Source organism: Paenibacillus sp. JNU01 (assembly GCF_059130585.1).
Map to the genome: position 1 here is coordinate 6,585,549 of NZ_CP169723.1, position 15,017 is coordinate 6,600,565.

The window sequence follows — 15,017 nt, forward strand, 5'->3', positions numbered from 1 at the left end:
ATGCAAAATACAGATATCCAGAATGGTGACATGCTGGACAGCGAACACTCCAGGGAATTGTTTGCCTATTACGGATTGGCCGTGTACTACGGGCAGGCGCTTGAACAGCAGCTGGTCAATCTAATTTTATTAATGAAAATGTCTCAGGGCAAGGCTGTGTCTGAAGAAGACCTGGAAGATCTGTACGAACGAAAGATGAGCAGTTCACTGGGGCAGCTCATTCACGAAGTACGTCATCATTTTACATTCTCTGAGGAAGAGACACGCCAATTGAATGAATTATGGCAGCAACGTAACCGTATCGTACATCATTACTTCAAGGAACGCATTCATGAGACATTCAGTCCGGAAGGACGATCCCGCATGATTAAGGAATTGGAGGATTTCAAAGACCGCGCACAGGAGTTGGAGATCCGTCTTCAGCAATATACGGGTGCCTGGATTGCAGAGCTTGGTCTGGATGCCGAATCTGCAGCAGCTCTGCAAACGCTGGAGCGTATGCATACCGAGAGTATGCAAGCAAGGGTTTTGGAAGAGGATGAATGACAAGCAGACGGATAACGAAACGCTGGATATTAATTATGGCTCTGACTGTAGTATTCGTTGGAATCCTATGGACCGTGGTTACGGCAGTACGCATATCTGCTTATACGGATGAGGATTCATCGAGGGTATCGGATGCAGCAATCATTCTGGGTGCAGCAGTGGAGGGAGATAATCCTTCACCTGTATTTCGTGAACGCATCGAACACGGGATTGAATTATACCGTCAGGGTACAGTTCGTAATCTGCTTTTCACAGGCGGGTCGGCTGATGATGGAGAACATACGGAAGCTGAAGTGGGTCAGAAGTATGCCATCGCACATGGAGTAGATCCTGCGGACATTCGCATAGAGACCAAATCCAGAATTACCGAGGAGAATCTGGTCAATTCAATTCCAATTGGTGAACAGGCCGGTTATCACACCTATACAATTGTGAGTGATCCGCTGCATATGAAACGGGCCATGAAGCTGGCTGTCGGGCTGGGCATGGATGCCGTACCCTCTCCGACACGAACAACGGCTTATCGAACCTGGCGCAGCAAGTTTCCTTTTCTCGCAAGGGAGACCGTAATGTACATGGGATATACGATCAAAGGATGGATAGACAATCCGCAGCAGCCGTGAGGTTGCGCGCGGATTGTTTTTTGTCTGGGGGAAATAAGCAGTAGAGGAACATGGCTCCTGATGAAACTAAAAACCGATCTACACCGCAATCCCCTAGGGTAGCTGTGTAGATCGGTTTTTGTGTTGCCTGTTTTATTATATTATGCATTTCCTCCTGCAAAGGAGGCTGATGTTCGGACGGTGTCGCCCGATGGATTCTCGAGTGTCGCGACCGCTGCTGCTTGCGCACCTTGCTGAAGCTGGTACATCTTATAATAGCGGCCTTTAAGCTCCATCAGTTCATCATGTGCACCCTGCTCAACGATTCGCCCACGATGCAGAACCAGAATCTGATCTGCGGAACGAATGGTGGAGAGACGGTGAGCAATGATGAAGGTGGTACGTCCTTTTTTGAGGACTTCGAGTGCGTTCTGAATAAGTGCTTCCGTTTCCGTATCGATATTGGCAGTCGCTTCATCCAGAATGAGGATGGCCGGATCAAATGCCAGCGCACGAGCGAAGGAGATTAACTGACGCTGACCAGCAGACAATGTGCTTCCTTTCTCGATTACAGGTTCGTCAAAGCCTTGAGGCAAATGAGCCAGTATACGCTCAGCGCCTACATCACGCAGCGCCTGTTCAATGCGTTCACGGGAGATCTTCTCATCGCCTAGACTGACGTTGGAAGCAATGGTGCCGGTGAACAGATACGGGTCCTGAAGTACAATCCCCATATGCTCACGAATCCACTGTTTAGGCAGATCCTTAACGTTCTGACCATCGATCGTGATCTTGCCCTTTTGCGGATCATAGAACCGGAACAGCAAGTTGATGATGGAGCTTTTACCCGAACCGGTGTGGCCGACCAGAGCCACCGTCTGACCTTGTGATGCTTTGAACGAGATATTGTTGAGCACATAGTCCTTTTTATAGGCAAAGGATACATCGTCGAAGACAACATTCCCTTTGTATCTTGGCATGGAGCCATCGGTTACGGGTTCTCCTTTTTCATCCATCAGCTCAAAGACGCGACCAGCAGATACGAGGGAGGAGTCCAGGTTGGCGAGCTGATTCACCATACCGGTGATCGGCTGGAACAAACGGCCCAGGACATCGACGAAGGCATACAGAACACCCAGGGAAATAATACTTGTGCCATCCAGCACACTGGAACCGAAGTACCACAGGACCACTGCAAAGGCGATATTCCGTAATACGTTAACCAGGTTGTGTGAGGTGAAGGCATTCAGGTTGAGCATTTTGTTCTGGTGTTTCATATAGTCATCATTCAGATCTTCGAATTCCTGCTTGGTTTGTTTCTGATGGCGGAATACGCGGATAATGGACATCCCCTGAATGGACTCGTTAATGATCGCATTGATCTCACTCAGCCTTGACCGAATGATCGTGTTGTAGCGAGTGGCGAACTTGCGATAGAGCACAATCCATGTAATAAGCATCGGCACGACGAATAATGAGATCAGGCCCAGACGAACATCGAGCAGGAAGAGTGCGACATACACACCTGTAATCGTGATGATTCCTGAGAAAAAGTTCGAAAGAACGGCAACGAACAGATCCTTGACGGCTTCTGTATCGTTTGTGACCCGAGATACAACTTTACCTGCGGGCAGGTTATCAAAAAAGTGCACTGGCAGTCGCTGAATGTGGGCATACACATCGTTACGCAGTCTTTGAATGACCTTGTTGGCTGAGGACTGCAGCCAGAATGTTTTACCAAACTCCATAATGACCGAGATCACGAGGAAGATCATGTAGTACACAATTAATTGATAGATGCTGGGCATCTCCGGTTTGTAAAAAGCAAACAGTTCACCGGCGGACAGGGGGGCTGCCGCATATTGGCCTGTTACTTCACCTGCGCGTGTAACCGTGAGGATTCCATCCGCATATGTGCGGTCTCCGTCAGGGGCATTGACCGGTTCGTTTACAAAATAAAAACTTTTGCCGGCCTGTAATACCCGCACTTCGGAACCTTTGTTTTCATCCGGTTCGAACAAGCCTTCGCGTTTGTAGTTCTTACCGTTGTAGACTGCGGCTTCATCTGAAGCTGTGGTCTCATAGAAAGGCTGCTCAATCGCGAGCAAGTGATTGTCGATCATGGATTTGGCGATGAACGGCCCGGCAAGCTCGGCCGCAACACCAATGGTAAGCATAATTAATGCAGCGATAAATGTTCCTTTGGCTTTCAAGGCGTAATCAAGCAGCCTTTTGCCTGTATTAGACTTCAATGTATTGACCTCCTACGTGGACAGATTGGACTCGACCTGTTGCCGTTCATACTGTTCACGGTACCAGCCGTTCATGGCTAACAGTTCCTGGTGAGTGCCTTCTTCCGTAATTTTCCCGTGCTCCAGTACGATGATTCGGTCAGCATGTTCAATAGCAGACAGGCGATGAGTCGAGATCAGCGTGGTTTTGCCCGAGCGTTTGTTGCGTATATTTTCAATGATTTTAGCTTCAGTACGTGCATCGACAGCAGATAAAGCATCATCAAGGATCAGAATATCAGGATTAGCAATAAAGGCACGTGCCAGCGATACCCGCTGTTTCTGTCCACCGGACAGAGAGATTCCTTTTTCACCAACGAGTGTATCCAGTCCATCCGATAAGGTTCCCAGATCCCCGTCAAAAGCGGCGGTACGGATGGCTTCCATGATGACTTCATCACTGGCCCCAGGTTTACCAAATTGAATGTTCTGACGAACGGACTTGGAGAACAGCACTTGTTCCTGTGGTACATAGCCGATCCAGCTATGCAAGTCATCTTTGGCGATATCCTGAATCGGATGACCCGAGATGCTTAATGTACCCGAACCAGCAGGGTATTCATGAAGCAGTTGTTTGAGCAAAGTAGACTTACCGCTACCCGTACGACCCACAACACCCAAGGTTTGACCCCTTCGCAGCGAAAAGCTGATATGACTGAGATTGTCGACAGTGGAGCTAGGATAACGGAATGTAACATCTTGCATCGCAATTTCTTCCGGATTCGTAACGTGAGCAGGTTGCTCCACATCCTGTACAGCAGGTTCAACCGATAATGTCTCGTTGACCCGATCAAGTGAAGCGCTACCGCGCTGCATCAGGTTAATCAATTCGCCGATGGCGAACATAGGCCAGATCATCATCCCCAGGTACATATTGAATGATACGAGATCACCCAGAGTAATTTCATTATGGAATACAAGATATATGCCGTAGGCCAGTGCAATCACATAACTGAGTCCAACGAAGAGCCGGATGGTGGGTTCGAATAGGGCATCCATTCTGGCAACAGCGAGGTTTTTGCGATACACATCTTCGGTCACATCGGCGAACCGTTTTTCGTCCAGACGTTCCTGCACATAGGCACGCACGACACGGATACCGGCAATGGATTCCAGCACCTGGTCATTCATATCTCCGAATGCATCCTGTGCGAGGGTGTAACGTTGATGTACAGCTTTACCATAGATCATCATGGCAATGGCGATAAAAGGTAATGGCAGGATTGCCGCCAGGGTCAGTTTCCAACTAACCAGAAAACCCATAGCGAACAGTACGGTGGCCAGAAAGGCTGTAGAGTCTGTTAAAGTCAGCATGCCGAAGCCTGCTGTAGTGGCAATGGAACGAAGATCATTGGTGGCCCGAGCCATCAGATCGCCAGTTCTGTTTTTCTCAAAAAAGGGAGGAGTCATCCGCAGCAAGTGGTCCATAAAGCGCGAACGAAGAAGCCGTTCCACCAGATTGGCACCACCAAACAGTTTGTGCATCCAAACGTATGTAACCAGATAGATAATGATGACCGTTCCTAGAATAAGCAAGATATAACGCGTAAGTGAGGTGCCGGTAATGGAACCGCGCACAATCTCGTCGATGGCATTGCCAAGAAGACGAGGAGGCAGCAGTTCGGCAATGCCCACCAGAATAAGCAAGATGACACCGGTTAGGTATCGTTTGCGTTCCAGCCGGAAGAACCAGGCCAGGTTTTTAAGTACAGAGAACAAGTGTTATCCCTTCCTTTCGATATCCGAAAAATGCAGATTCCGTTCATGTATGCCGAAATGTACCCACAAAAAAAGACATACCGCACGCAGGCGGTATGTCTTCATATCATCATACGGCAGCATGGCTCAGAGAACAGAGCCGCCACCATATATAAGTTCGATTGTGAGTAAACATCACAGAGGTTCTAATGTAAGACCGCCTGTAATGCCGACTTATGAACGGAATAATGATTTCGGGTGTGCTCCGGTATTTAATTGTGTGTTGAATTGAACAATCATATGTTTGTTAAACACCGTAATCACCCTTTCTTTTTTGGAAATAAATACAATGTAGACCTCGTATGTTTGCATCTTAACACCGGCTTTTACAATCTGTCAAACATTTTTCACAATTTATTTTGTCTTTATAGGAGCACTCGGGTTTGTATTCAAGTCCCTGTAGAGATATGATGGAACATATATATACAGAAGGAGCTGACACCAAATGAGTACCATACATGTATCCGATCAAGCTGCTCGCTGGTACAAGGAAGAACTGAATTTGAGCGAGGGAGACAGCATTCGATTTTTTGCCCGTTATAGCTCAGGCGGAGGTCTTCACCCTGGATTTTCGCTAGGTATTGCTGTGGAAAAACCAAGACATCCTGCCGATCAAACCGAAGTATCGGGAATTCAATTCTTTATGGAAGATCACGATTATTGGTATCTGAAAGGGCACCAACTGCATGTAGATATCGTTGATGAAGGTCAGGATATCGAATATCGTTACACTGAAATATCTAATCCTTGAAGTATTCTGCTAGGCAATAAATGAATCACAGGTCGCCACCGGCTTCCGAATAGGAGGAGGGGATAAGCAGTGAATCTGCCAGCACGAGATTTGGCCCAGTATATCGCAAAACGCTCTCATATTGTTGTAAAAGCGGCGGTGCGGGCTGAGAACGAACAAGGTGAATTACTGCTGATTCAGCATGCGGAACACGGTCAATGGCGGTTGCCAGCTGGTGAGATGCGCCCTGGGGAAGCCATAGAAGATGCTGCGCATCGGGAGTTATGGGAAGAGACAGGTTGGACCGTTGATACCATGACACTGGAAGGTCTGTATTCAGGGCCTGATCTTCGGTCTCTGCATTCGAGCGGAGATGAAGAGTATTATGTCATTGCCCTGTTCCGGACAGTGATCATTCAGGATGATCTTGTGGAGTCACGTGTCAATAGTGATGCGGGTCTTAAGTTTTACGCACAGGAGTCGTTACCACCTCTGAATGAAATTAGCCGAATTCTGTTAGCTCGGGATAATGTAGAATAAAATAAGTTGACGCAAAAATGACCTTGGCATCCACGTAAAATGGGTGACAAGGTCATTTTTTTGAAAATCGGATTCACGTGCTCTAATCATGAATTACACCTGATCCAGTGATTCATCATCCATCGCAAAATCAAAATCATCGATATCGAATACCTGTACAGGTGATTCAGACTCAATGATGCGTGCGATCAATTCAACCTGATCGGTGAGAATCGGGATACTCAGGCGCTGAGATGTCAGCAGCAATTCTGTCTCAATGGGATCGAAATACTCCCCGTACTGTGCCGTATCTATTGCATTGATAATGGCAATGGATACTTGGTCACCAAATAAAATGGAGGGGCTTTTGGCCCATGGAACAAGTAACGCACGCTCTATTTTTTTCTTATTCAGTGGTTCCTCGAAATAAGAAATCATTTCATTGATTTTGGATTTTACATGCTGATCATCTGCCGGGTTATCCATCATGGGATCAGGACTGGTCTGGAATTCATATAGCTCAAGGATGGTGGTATAAGGAAAAATATATTCAACAGGCGCGGGCGGCGCTAGCAATTGACCGTAAATAGCCACCATCACGGCTTCTGTAATAAACTGACGTGACATGGTTCCTTATTCCTCCTGGGCCATTAATAGTTGCAAAGTGAATCTATATCTTATGCAACAGCATAACCATAATATGGGTTATTCTGCTGTAGACTTGTGTACATAATTTGCATGAATAGAAGTATATCACACAACGGTGGGAAATACAGCCAATCTGCAGAGCATGTCAGGTCACAACGATCACAACCGAATCAGGATTTGCCCAGTAGCAGTGACAGTATTCCTGCAGCAATCAATGGACCCACAGGTACACCCTTGAATAGGGCAACCCCAAGTACCGTTCCGATTAACAGCCCTGCAACGACAGTTGGCTGTGTACTCATCAGCGTAGCGCCACGTCCTCCGAGATATGCCACCAGTAATCCTACGCCAATGGCGAGCAGTGATTTCCAGTGCAGGAAAGACTCACCGATCGTCTGCAGACTCATCTTGCCACTGGCAAGAGGTGCCATCACGCCAATGGTCAGAATGATGATGCCCAGTGTAAGTCCGTATTTTTCAAGCCATGGAAATGCCTGATTCAGGTTCAGGACTCGTAGCAACAACAGAAATACCATCGCTACGGTCACAGGTGTGTTGCTGCTGATAATCCCGAGAGCCGCAAAAACAAGTAGCAGCAGGGAAGTCATATCCATGGTTTTCATTTCCCTTCAGTCTGTCCACGTTGTTTGCTAACGATATGTTCCGCAATGTACCGTCCATGCCAGCGCCCGGATTCAATAAAGACTTCATTGGCATTACGCCCCGAAGCGATGACTCCGCCCACATATACACCAGGTACGCTGCTTTCCATCGTTTGTTCATCATATAGAGGTTTATCCATATCATCAGACATCTCCACACCTACCGACGTGAGTAGTTGACGATCTGGACGGAAACCGGTCATTGCCAGTACGAAGTCATTATCCAGTTCCCGAGTGGAACCATCCGTGTGTATCAGACGAATTGAATCATCGAGTATTTCATTCACGCGTGATTCCAGGTGCAGTGTGATATGACCTTTTGTCACCATGCTCTCGAATAGCGGGCGTACCCATGGTTTAATATGCTGGGACAAACCACTGCCGCGATACACCATATCAATATGTGCTCCGACCCGAACCAGTTCCATGGCCGCGTCTACGGCTGAGTTGCTTCCGCCAATAATGGCGACACGTGTACGGGTATAAGGGTGGGCTTCCCGGAAGTAGTGGGTTACCTTATCTTTATCTTCTCCAGGGATGCCCAGATAGTTAGGATGGTCAAAATAACCGGTAGCTACAACGACATTGCGTCCAACATGAACGATGGCTTCCCCGCGGCGATTGAGCGTATGTACCTCAAACGTACCATCATCCTTGCGTATGATTTCACGGGCTTCTTCATAGTTATGAACACGCAGACCAAAATGTTCGGCTACCCTGCGATAATAGGCAAGTGCTTCATAACGAAACGGCTTATCATTAGGTGTGCTGAACGGAACGTTTCCGATCTCAAGCAGCGGCGCTGTGCTGAAAAACTGCATATGGGTTGGATACAGATAAATAGATTGAACGATATTGTATTTCTCAACGATCACAGCGGACAGTCCCAGCCGCTCACATTCAATGGCAGCAGACAGACCGCATGGGCCTCCGCCGATAATAATGACATCTTCCATGTTCTTAATCCTCCTTATTTCAAGCAATATAATCCTACCGTAAAAAGCGAGCTAATGCCAGTTCAAGAGAGAGTTAAACCCAGACAAGCTTACTTGAATCCAAAGGAGTTGACGTGGAGAGAGGAAAAGACTAATATCAAATTAGATATTTATCTAAATGAAAGCGAGATGAACGATGATGCAGCTGGAGAAAATTGTGGCTTATCATAAAGCGTTGGCTGACCCGACCCGGCTTCGCATGCTGCTGTTGTTGGCACAGGGTGAACTGCACGGACAGGCACTTGCCGAGCGGCTGAATCTGTCACAGCCCACCGTGACACATCATGCATCCAAGCTGAGAGAGGCGGCGCTGATTAAGGAACGACGGGAGAAAAATACAGTGTACTTCACACTGAATCCTTCGTTTATCCGCGAGAATGCGCAGGCTTCGGTTGACTTTATCTTTAAGCGAGAGGAGGTTACGGATATGAGTGATGTGAACGAAACACTGAAAGCGTCGGTCATGAGAAATTTTTTCTCCAAAGATGGACGACTGCGGCAGATTCCCGCTCAATACAAGAAAAAGCTGATTGTACTTGGTCATCTGGTCGAGCAGCTTGAGTTCGGTCGGAAGTATACCGAGAAAGAAATGAATACATTTATACAGAAGTATCATGAAGATTTCGCTACCATTCGGCGGGAATTTATCATGCATCAGTTCATGTATCGGGAAGAAGGGATCTATGAACTGAATCCGAAGGAAATGTGGACGCGCTGGGATCAGGTCAAATAGAGTAGGCTGGAAAAAAAGTTTGGGCTTGACAAATGCAAAGCCCAGTGTGTAACATAATGGATAATTCTACAAGGGAGGCGATTGTTTATGACAAAGTTAAATGCAGTATACGTTAATTTGAATATGAACAGCGTCTCCGGAACGGATCAAAGCATGTAATTTTGCGTTAGTTGGATAGCAGTATCCATTGTAACGTGGAGTATGTCATGCTCAGATGAAGCCACGGGTGACGCACCCGTGGCTTTTTGGTTTGCCGATAAAAGGGTGTTCCTGAATTGAATATAGCGGATGGTAAAGTATGATATCCGGTATATCTACGAGAAGGGATGATCTTTAATTCGTCTAACTACTTATTGCCGCGGGTGTATTTCTACTCGTGGTTTTTTGTTTTGATCTGAACCGGAGATGATTGTTCACTGGTCTTGAACGAAGTAAACAAACTTATTTTGGGAGGAATTTATATTTTAGATAACCATATTGAAAAGTACGGCTGGTCTGCAAAGTGGCAGGAACTGTGGCAAGTGACAGGAATGGAAGAGCAGGATAGAAAGCCAGCCAGAATTATCGCAGATCATGGACACCTGCAACGTTTGATTACAGAAGAGGGCGAACGCTGGGGGAGAATTTCGGGCCGAATGCGTCATGATAGTCTGGAAACGAGTTTGGTACCAGCAGTTGGAGATTGGGTGGCGATTACAGGCCAGGCAGGTGAAGAAGCAATTATTCATCATCTGGTGCCACGTCAGAGCAGGGTATCGAGACAGGCGGCAGGTCCAGTGACCAAAGAACAATTAATCGCTGCAAACGTGGATACACTGTTAATCGTGGCTGCACTTAATCATGATTTCAACCTTAGACGACTCGAAAGATACGTGATGATGGCTTGGAATGGTGGCGTAAGGCCAGTCATTGTCTTGAGCAAAAGTGATCTGTGCAACAATGTGGAAGAACAGATCCGAAATGTAGAAGGAATCGCTCCAGGTGTTGAAGTGCTTGCGATATCTGCAGTGGAGGACCAAGGCAAATCTTTACTGGAACGATATTTGCAGCCAGGGTTGACTGTTGCGCTCACAGGATCTTCGGGCAGTGGCAAGTCTACGCTGGTGAACTGGATGATGGGTGAGGATGTGCAACTTACACAGTCTGTTCGTGAGGGCGACAGCCGAGGGAGACATACCACAACACACCGGGAGATGTTTGTACTTCCACAGGGAGCCGTATTGATCGATACTCCAGGAATGCGTGAGCTTAACCTATGGGATGAGGGGAATGATGGGCTGTCGCATGCGTTTGGAGAAATTGAAGAACTTGCGGCAACGTGCAGATTCCTGGACTGCAGTCATACACGGGAAGCAGGATGTGCAGTGAAAGAGGCCATACAGGATGGTTCATTAGATGAAAAAAGACTGAATAATTATCTGAAAATGCAGAAGGAATTGCAATATCAGCAACGCAAGGAAGAAGTGGCATCCAGAAAGCGTACCGCTTCCAGCAAACCGGCCACTAGTCGCAAACCCAAGCACTCCCGCAGTGTGAAAGAGTGGGAGGAAGTCTGAAATCAGGCGGGCATCATCTGTTACCTTGCATAAGATAGGTCAGGAGGGATGTCATTATGCCAGATTACAGGATTATTGTAGATCTGTCTGACCACATGTTATATCTTCTTGATGGCAATCAGGTGATTAAGGGCTATCCCGTAGCCACAGGCAAGATGCTCACGCAGACGCCAAACGGGGAGTTCACGATTATTAACAAGCAATCCAATCCAGGTGGGCCATTTGGCGTGTTGTGGATGGGGCTGTCTGCTCCCCATTATGGGATACACGGAACCAATGAGCCTTGGTCTATTGGCAAATCCGTCTCCCATGGTTGTATACGCATGTACAACTCGGATGTACTGGATCTGTCGTCCAAGGTTTCTGTAGGCACTAGAGTAACGATCCGGCCCTAGGGCCGGATTTCACTTTATGGGAGGTAGTTCAAAAAGTCCGCTTTTGATTACGAATCATACCTAGCGGCATGATCAGCATCGAATATGAAACTCAACCGAAATAAGCGGGTGGCTTTCGAAGTATGTTTCCTGAGGAAACATTGTGGTTGCTCACGTAGCTCTATCTACGCTCCGCTACTCCATTTCTAGCTTCATTCCATCTTCTTGGTACTTAAAACCAGACTTTTTGAACACGTATTATAAGGTTAAGATAGCCAGTTACCAAATAAGTTCTTACAACCAGAACTGGAGTGGATGAATTTGGAATTATAGAAAGATGAACATATAATATGGTAAAGCTATGGCAGTTATGAGAGAAAGCGAGTGATAGCGATGTTAATCCGGCCGGCGCGCGAAGGGGATGCGCAAGGAATAGCCCATGTACATACAGAGAGTTGGAAAACAACGTATCGAGGAATTGTGCCCGACGATTTTTTGGATCATTTGACTATAGAATCAAGATTGTCGCAGTGGGAGAGGACCATTCGTTCTGGCGAAAAAGATCAGATCTTGGTGGTAGCTGAACAGGATCATGGGAACATTGTCGGATTTGCTTGTGGGGGTAAGGAGCGTGAAGGCAAATTACCTTATGATGGAGAGTTGTACGCTATATATTTGCTGAAGGAAGTGCAACAACTGGGGATAGGTGGGCAACTGGCAACACATGTCGTTAATCATCTGCAGTCCTTCAATATGAAACGTTTGATCATATGGGCTTTGGAACGTAATTCAGCTTGTCGCTTCTATGAGAAGATGGGAGGCACTCCCGTCCACACACAGTCTATCCGTATTGGTGGTCAAGATCTGATTGAGGTTGGCTACGGATGGGAAGAATTGAGCCTCTTTGGAGAGAAGAGCCTGCCCGATTGATGAAAGAGGTACAGATGGGGGACAGAATACTCGGGTTGTATTGTTTCCTTAAACTTAAAGAATGGAATAGCTAATTCAGGTCTGCACGTTTGCGTAATTCTGAACAAGGTTAATGATGTATTACACCGTTGTGCAGGTGTGACATTCAATTTTGATCAGGAGGCGTATTCACATGACTTTAATGGAAACCGAACATAAAACATGGACGAAACAATATATTAATGGCGAATGGGTAGATGGCTCCGGTGAGAAAACAATGGAGAATATCAACCCTTATACGGGAGAAGTTATTGCCACATGGCGCTCTTCCAATAAAGAAGACATAGATAAGGCGTATGAGTCTGCTCATAAAAATTCGATTGAGTGGGCGAAGTCATTACCTGCTGTGAAAGAAGAGGTACTGCGGAAAGTTTCATCTCTGATGGCAGAGCGAAAAGAGGAGATCATTCAACTGTTGATCATAGAATCCGGGAGTACCCGAATCAAATCGGAGGCGGAGTTTGCAGCGGCTAAACGCATTGTGGATGAGTCAGCATCTTTTCCTTATCGTATGAAGGGTGAGATTATTCCGTCCAATACTCCTGGTAAAGAGAATCGTGTAATTCGGGAGCCGAAGGGTGTGGTCGGTGTGATCGGGCCGTGGAATTTCCCTTTACATCTATGTCTTCGATCCGTAGCTCCGGCGATTGCTCTCGGCAATGGGGTGGTAATTAAACCGGCATCAGACACTCCGATTACGGCAGGTTGGCTCATTGCTGATTTGTTCGAACAAGCCGGTCTGCCTGGGGGCGTGCTAAATGTCGTTGCCGGAAGTGGCAGTGAGATCGGGGATTACTTTGTGGCTCATCCGATTCCCAAAGTAATTTCATTCACGGGTTCCACAGAAGTTGGACAGGGAATCGGTAAACTGGCGGGTGAACATTTAAAAGAAACGGCACTGGAGCTAGGCGGCAACAACGCCATGGTTGTGCTGGAAGATGCGGATATTGAACGTGCTGCCGAAGCCGCGGTCTTTGGCAAGTTTTTGCATCAGGGACAGATCTGCATGGCTCTGAATCGTATCATTGTGCATGCTGATATTTACGACAGATTCGTTGATTCATTTGTTGCCAAAACGAAGAATGTGCAGGCAGGTGACCCGGCTAATGCCAAAACACTCGTAGGTCCTCTCATTCGTGAAAAAGAGGTAACACGGTTGCAGGATCTTGTGAACAAAGCCAAGGACGAAGGCGCACGTCTATTGCTTGGTGGGATCAACAAAGGCAGTGTGCTGTCTCCTACTGTACTTGCTGATGTTAAACCTGAACAAGATATTGTGCAGCAGGAATTGTTTGGCCCGGTGGCAGTGATCATGAAGGCTCATGATGAGCATGAAGCTGTGCGTTTGGCGAATGATACTCCTTATGGACTTAGTGGTTCCGTATTCACCAAAGATCTGAATCGAGGATATCTGGTTGCCCAGCGCATTGAATCTGGTATGGTGCATGTAAATGATCAGTCCGTGAACGATGAAGCGCATGTGATGTTTGGCGGTGAAAAGGCTTCAGGGATTGGACGTTTCGGTGGTGATTGGGCAATTGAGAAGTTTACACGTACTCGTTGGATCAGCATTCAGCACCAATATCGGGAATATCCAGGAGTGAAATAAGTCGAAAAAGGATGAACTAGCAGGGTCGTTTATGAACGATTAGAGTGAGTTGCAAAAAGATCGACAAATCATGCGAAAGCCCGTCCCAGCTTGGTGGGACGGGCTTTTTGCAGAATTTTACACCACAGCAAAATACGACTTAATATAAGAGTGGAAAAGCTGTTTGGCTCTGACGCTATCTGGTTATTTATGGATACACGGAAGAATCGATCCGTAAATCCAATGGCAAAGGGGCTTTAAATTCATGTCCATTGACCGCTTTATTCTGAGGAAACTGAATACCTGTCAGGAAGAACATACACGTGCCAATTTGGTTCGGCTGTTTGTCATTCGTATTCGTAAAGCCGAGATTGCGGAAGAGCATGATGCCGCCTATGTCCTTAGCAAAGTGCACTGAGTGATGGCTGATCATAACTGCAATCCGCTGTTAACGTGTATACACCTCAAAAAGGAAGCTTGTCTATAACGACAGCTTCCTTTTTCATGTCTTGTCATAAATGTGGCTTGGTAGACTCCTTTTAATATAATGATAAAGCAAGGGAGTCGTTTTCACTTCGACTGTGGAGAATCGCTTCTCCATTAACAATCTCAATACTAATTAAAGAATGCAGACATTTTTGAATGGCACGTTTACCGTTGCTAATTTTATGCTCAAGAGCACTGCTAAGCAATCTTAATGTCTTCTGCATGGGCTGTTTGTTTTCTTGATTAAAGTATACAGGGATTGATTTGTTTTGAAAGGTTATTAGGGTTCTCACTTGAAATCACCTCACGGTTGTTATTTCATACAGGTAATATTAAATTCCAATGCTTAAAATTACCTTAAAATCAGCTTATGAAAACATAAAGGTGGGTAATGTTTGAAAAGTGTTCACAATTCAATTGTGAGCGAAGGAATAAAAGTCCCGAAAAACAAAACCTAATTACCATTTAAATGGAATAGAAAATGAAAATTTTCGTATCCTCGCAATATTCAAAAGCATAACTGCCACGAAAGTTCTGAGTCAAATGTACGATATTTTAAT

16 protein-coding genes are annotated in these 15,017 nt (G+C 46.4%); 10 read left to right on the forward strand and 6 right to left on the reverse strand.

Annotated elements, in window-relative coordinates:
• A complete protein-coding gene (locus NLBNIHML_RS29005; RefSeq protein WP_494353332.1) occupies positions 1-546 on the forward strand; it encodes a hypothetical protein in 546 nt (181 codons plus the stop codon).
• Entirely contained in the window at positions 543-1,169 is a 627-nt protein-coding gene (locus NLBNIHML_RS29010; RefSeq protein WP_494353333.1) for a YdcF family protein, read from the forward strand. The genes NLBNIHML_RS29005 and NLBNIHML_RS29010 overlap by 4 nt, the downstream gene beginning before the upstream one ends.
• Positions 1,170-1,309: 140 nt before the next feature.
• Here the strand turns inward: NLBNIHML_RS29010 and NLBNIHML_RS29015 are convergent, their stop codons facing one another.
• Both NLBNIHML_RS29015 and NLBNIHML_RS29020 read right to left on the reverse strand, forming a co-directional pair.
• Positions 1,310-3,400: an ABC transporter ATP-binding protein gene (locus NLBNIHML_RS29015; RefSeq protein ID WP_479491855.1), complete on the reverse strand. Its 2,091-nt coding sequence runs from the start codon at positions 3,398-3,400 to the stop codon at positions 1,310-1,312.
• Positions 3,401-3,412: 12 nt separating this feature from the next.
• On the reverse strand, positions 3,413-5,158 hold the full coding sequence (locus NLBNIHML_RS29020) for an ABC transporter ATP-binding protein (protein ID WP_091031779.1): 1,746 nt from the start codon (positions 5,156-5,158) through the stop codon (positions 3,413-3,415).
• Positions 5,159-5,642: 484 nt separating this feature from the next.
• Between NLBNIHML_RS29020 and NLBNIHML_RS29025 the strand changes: the two genes are divergently transcribed.
• Together NLBNIHML_RS29025 and NLBNIHML_RS29030 are read left to right on the forward strand one after the other, a co-directional pair.
• Positions 5,643-5,948 (forward strand): HesB/YadR/YfhF family protein, encoded by a 306-nt coding sequence (locus tag NLBNIHML_RS29025; RefSeq protein ID WP_339241697.1) that lies wholly within the window; start codon positions 5,643-5,645, stop codon positions 5,946-5,948.
• A gap of 69 nt (positions 5,949-6,017) precedes the next feature.
• Positions 6,018-6,467, forward strand: a complete 450-nt coding sequence (locus tag NLBNIHML_RS29030; protein WP_339241699.1) for an NUDIX domain-containing protein — start codon at positions 6,018-6,020, stop codon at positions 6,465-6,467.
• A gap of 93 nt (positions 6,468-6,560) precedes the next feature.
• On the opposite strand, the gene NLBNIHML_RS29035 is transcribed toward NLBNIHML_RS29030, so the two are convergent.
• The 3 genes from NLBNIHML_RS29035 to NLBNIHML_RS29045 all read right to left on the reverse strand — a co-directional run bounded on the left by NLBNIHML_RS29035 (position 6,561) and on the right by NLBNIHML_RS29045 (position 8,712).
• Positions 6,561-7,073, reverse strand: coding sequence for an ADP-heptose synthase (locus tag NLBNIHML_RS29035; RefSeq protein ID WP_339260504.1), 513 nt, complete (start codon positions 7,071-7,073; stop codon positions 6,561-6,563).
• A 191-nt stretch (positions 7,074-7,264) separates the two neighbouring features.
• Positions 7,265-7,708 (reverse strand): DUF441 domain-containing protein, encoded by a 444-nt coding sequence (locus NLBNIHML_RS29040; protein WP_339241702.1) that lies wholly within the window; start codon positions 7,706-7,708, stop codon positions 7,265-7,267.
• A 5-nt stretch (positions 7,709-7,713) separates the two neighbouring features.
• Positions 7,714-8,712, reverse strand: coding sequence for a YpdA family putative bacillithiol disulfide reductase (locus NLBNIHML_RS29045; RefSeq protein WP_472478693.1), 999 nt, complete (start codon positions 8,710-8,712; stop codon positions 7,714-7,716).
• Positions 8,713-8,890: 178 nt separating this feature from the next.
• Between NLBNIHML_RS29045 and NLBNIHML_RS29050 the strand changes: the two genes are divergently transcribed.
• The 6 genes from NLBNIHML_RS29050 (at position 8,891) to NLBNIHML_RS29075 (ending at position 14,389) form a co-directional block, all read left to right on the forward strand.
• Entirely contained in the window at positions 8,891-9,484 is a 594-nt protein-coding gene (locus NLBNIHML_RS29050) for a DUF2087 domain-containing protein (RefSeq protein ID WP_339243025.1), read from the forward strand.
• A gap of 530 nt (positions 9,485-10,014) precedes the next feature.
• Entirely contained in the window at positions 10,015-11,040 is a 1,026-nt protein-coding gene (rsgA, locus tag NLBNIHML_RS29055) for a ribosome small subunit-dependent GTPase A (RefSeq protein WP_339243027.1), read from the forward strand.
• A 56-nt stretch (positions 11,041-11,096) separates the two neighbouring features.
• The gene (locus tag NLBNIHML_RS29060) at positions 11,097-11,435 is read left to right on the forward strand and encodes a L,D-transpeptidase (protein ID WP_076318547.1); all 339 of its coding nucleotides are present in this window, start codon (positions 11,097-11,099) and stop codon (positions 11,433-11,435) included.
• A 372-nt stretch (positions 11,436-11,807) separates the two neighbouring features.
• Positions 11,808-12,344: a GNAT family N-acetyltransferase gene (locus NLBNIHML_RS29065; protein WP_494353334.1), complete on the forward strand. Its 537-nt coding sequence runs from the start codon at positions 11,808-11,810 to the stop codon at positions 12,342-12,344.
• Between the two features lie 172 nt (positions 12,345-12,516).
• Complete coding sequence (locus NLBNIHML_RS29070; RefSeq protein WP_494353335.1) at positions 12,517-13,992, forward strand: aldehyde dehydrogenase family protein; 1,476 nt, start codon at positions 12,517-12,519, stop codon at positions 13,990-13,992.
• A gap of 244 nt (positions 13,993-14,236) precedes the next feature.
• Positions 14,237-14,389 carry a hypothetical protein gene (locus NLBNIHML_RS29075; RefSeq protein WP_339241709.1) on the forward strand — a complete coding sequence of 51 codons (153 nt, stop codon included), beginning with the start codon at positions 14,237-14,239 and terminating at the stop codon, positions 14,387-14,389.
• A 121-nt stretch (positions 14,390-14,510) separates the two neighbouring features.
• On the opposite strand, the gene NLBNIHML_RS29080 is transcribed toward NLBNIHML_RS29075, so the two are convergent.
• Entirely contained in the window at positions 14,511-14,750 is a 240-nt protein-coding gene (locus NLBNIHML_RS29080) for a hypothetical protein (RefSeq protein ID WP_074094612.1), read from the reverse strand.
• Between the last annotated feature and the right edge of the window lie 267 nt (positions 14,751-15,017).

Coding starts and splice junctions, on each gene's coding strand:
- NLBNIHML_RS29045 (WP_472478693.1), bottom strand. CDS start 8,712: ATGGAAGATGTCATTATTATCGGCGGAGGCCCATGCGGTCTGTCTGCT.
- NLBNIHML_RS29075 (WP_339241709.1), top strand. CDS start 14,237: ATGTCCATTGACCGCTTTATTCTGAGGAAACTGAATACCTGTCAGGAA.
- NLBNIHML_RS29070 (WP_494353335.1), top strand. CDS start 12,517: ATGACTTTAATGGAAACCGAACATAAAACATGGACGAAACAATATATT.
- NLBNIHML_RS29060 (WP_076318547.1), top strand. CDS start 11,097: ATGCCAGATTACAGGATTATTGTAGATCTGTCTGACCACATGTTATAT.
- NLBNIHML_RS29040 (WP_339241702.1), bottom strand. CDS start 7,708: ATGGATATGACTTCCCTGCTGCTACTTGTTTTTGCGGCTCTCGGGATT.
- NLBNIHML_RS29010 (WP_494353333.1), top strand. CDS start 543: ATGACAAGCAGACGGATAACGAAACGCTGGATATTAATTATGGCTCTG.
- rsgA (WP_339243027.1), top strand. CDS start 10,015: ATGGAAGAGCAGGATAGAAAGCCAGCCAGAATTATCGCAGATCATGGA.
- NLBNIHML_RS29005 (WP_494353332.1), top strand. CDS start 1: ATGCAAAATACAGATATCCAGAATGGTGACATGCTGGACAGCGAACAC.
- NLBNIHML_RS29025 (WP_339241697.1), top strand. CDS start 5,643: ATGAGTACCATACATGTATCCGATCAAGCTGCTCGCTGGTACAAGGAA.
- NLBNIHML_RS29035 (WP_339260504.1), bottom strand. CDS start 7,073: ATGTCACGTCAGTTTATTACAGAAGCCGTGATGGTGGCTATTTACGGT.
- NLBNIHML_RS29050 (WP_339243025.1), top strand. CDS start 8,891: ATGCAGCTGGAGAAAATTGTGGCTTATCATAAAGCGTTGGCTGACCCG.
- NLBNIHML_RS29065 (WP_494353334.1), top strand. CDS start 11,808: ATGTTAATCCGGCCGGCGCGCGAAGGGGATGCGCAAGGAATAGCCCAT.